Annotated in this window: 1 protein-coding gene; it reads right to left on the reverse strand. The window is 51.1% G+C overall.

Annotated elements, in window-relative coordinates; genetic code table 11:
- Window positions 1-1,516: type I restriction endonuclease subunit R (locus LAY57_RS35525; RefSeq protein ID WP_249072186.1), on the reverse strand; the 1,516-nt coding region annotated here is incomplete at its 3' end.
- Window positions 1,517-1,764 lie beyond the last annotated feature (248 nt).

Consider the following 1,764-nt stretch of genomic DNA (forward strand, 5'->3'; position numbering starts at 1 on the left):
AAACTTTCAATGAAGACCAGTTAACGACAAATTTTGGGCAGCCACAAAAGCACGGTCTTTGACCGTGCTGAGTATAGTCGCCAAAGATTTCGGGGGTGTTTTTGTCGGTCTGTTCGATGGGGGTGCCCGTGAAGCCGATGAAGGTGGCGTTGGGTAGGGCATCGCGGATGTATTTAGCGAAGCCGTAGCGGGTCTGTTTGCCGATGATGTTGCCTTTCTCGTCTTTGAGGGTGACTTGTTTGGCTTTAAATCCGTATTGGCTGCGGTGGGCTTCATCGGCTAGGACAACGATGTTGGTGCGATCGCTAATTTTGGGATAAATCGTTTCGTCGTCCTGGGGGGAGAATTTCTGTACAGTGGTGAAAATGATGCCACCAGAATTAACATTGAGCAGTTCCCGCACGGCATCGCGATCGCCTGCTTGTTGGGGAGATTGACGCAGCAATTGACGACATCCGGCAAAGGTGTCGAAGAGTTGGTCGTCGAGGTCGTTGCGATCGGTGAGAATAACCAGAGTGGGGTTATTCAGCATCAGGACGAGTTTACCGCTGAGGAACACCATTGAGAGGGATTTACCGCTGCCCTGGGTATGCCACAGTACGCCGCCGCGATGGTTGCTTTTAGTGGCAGCAATGACGCTCTCAACGGCTAGATTGACGGCGTAATACTGGTGATAGGCAGCCAGCTTTTTGATGGTTTGCAGGGTAACGACTTCGGTTTTGGGGTCTACGGTCTTGATTTTTTCAAAGACTGTGAAGTGGCGAATCAGGTCAAGTAGGGTACTTTTGTTGAGCATCCCCTGCGTGAGGATTTCGAGTTCGTTGGTGTTGGGGTTGTTGTCAATGTCGCCGTTGGGGAGTTTGCGTTTCCATTGGCTGAAGCGGCTAAAGGAGGCAGAGAGGGAGCCTGCACGGGCGGAGATGCCATCAGAAATCACCAGCAGGGCGTTATAGGTAAAGAGGCTGGGAATTTCGCGTTTGTAGGTCTGTAATTGGTTAAAGGCGGCTTGCAGGTGGGCTTTGGCATCGGCAGCGTTTTTGAGTTCGATCGCCACTAGAGGCAGCCCGTTGATAAAGAGGATGATGTCGGGGCGGCGGTTGTGGTTGTCTTCGATAACGGTGAACTGATTGACGGCGAGGAATTCGTTATTGGTGGGGGTGTCCCAGTCAATCAGCCAGAGTTGTTCGCCTTTGGTTTCGCCGTTGCGCTGATATTCAACGGTGATGCCTTCGGTAAGGTAGCGGTGGAAGATTTCGTTGTTATTAATCAGATCGGGGCTGGCGATGTTTTGCAGTTCTCGCTGGGCTTGGTGGCGAATATCGGGGGGAATGTGGGGATTAATTCGCGCTAGGGCTTGGGTCAGGCGGTCTTTGAGCAGCACATCACTAAAGCTCTGGCGTTCGGGTGCGACTCCTTCGGGTTCGAGGGTGTAGCCGTTTTTGTAGCCATAGCCGAGGGCATCGAGGAGTTCGAGGTTGTAGGCTTCGATGTCGTCTTCGGTGGTAAATTTGCTCATAAGACCGAGTGGATAATCACTAATTTATGATTCCCAAGGGTTCATCAACTCAGAGATAACGTTTGTGTCGAGGACGATCATTGGTGTTTAGAAAGCTGGAGGGGTTCTGATGGGTTCTCGTGGGATTTCGGGAATCTCAAAGTCTTTGATGTCAGCAAAGTGGCGTTGGATCCCACATTCCGCACCCTCAACTGTCACACATCAACAAAAAGCCAATTCAATAGTACATAAGAACTAAGGCCAAACCA

This window comes from Argonema antarcticum A004/B2, from assembly GCF_023333585.1.
In the GTDB taxonomy this organism is placed as follows: Bacteria; Cyanobacteriota; Cyanobacteriia; order Cyanobacteriales; family Aerosakkonemataceae; genus Argonema; species Argonema antarcticum.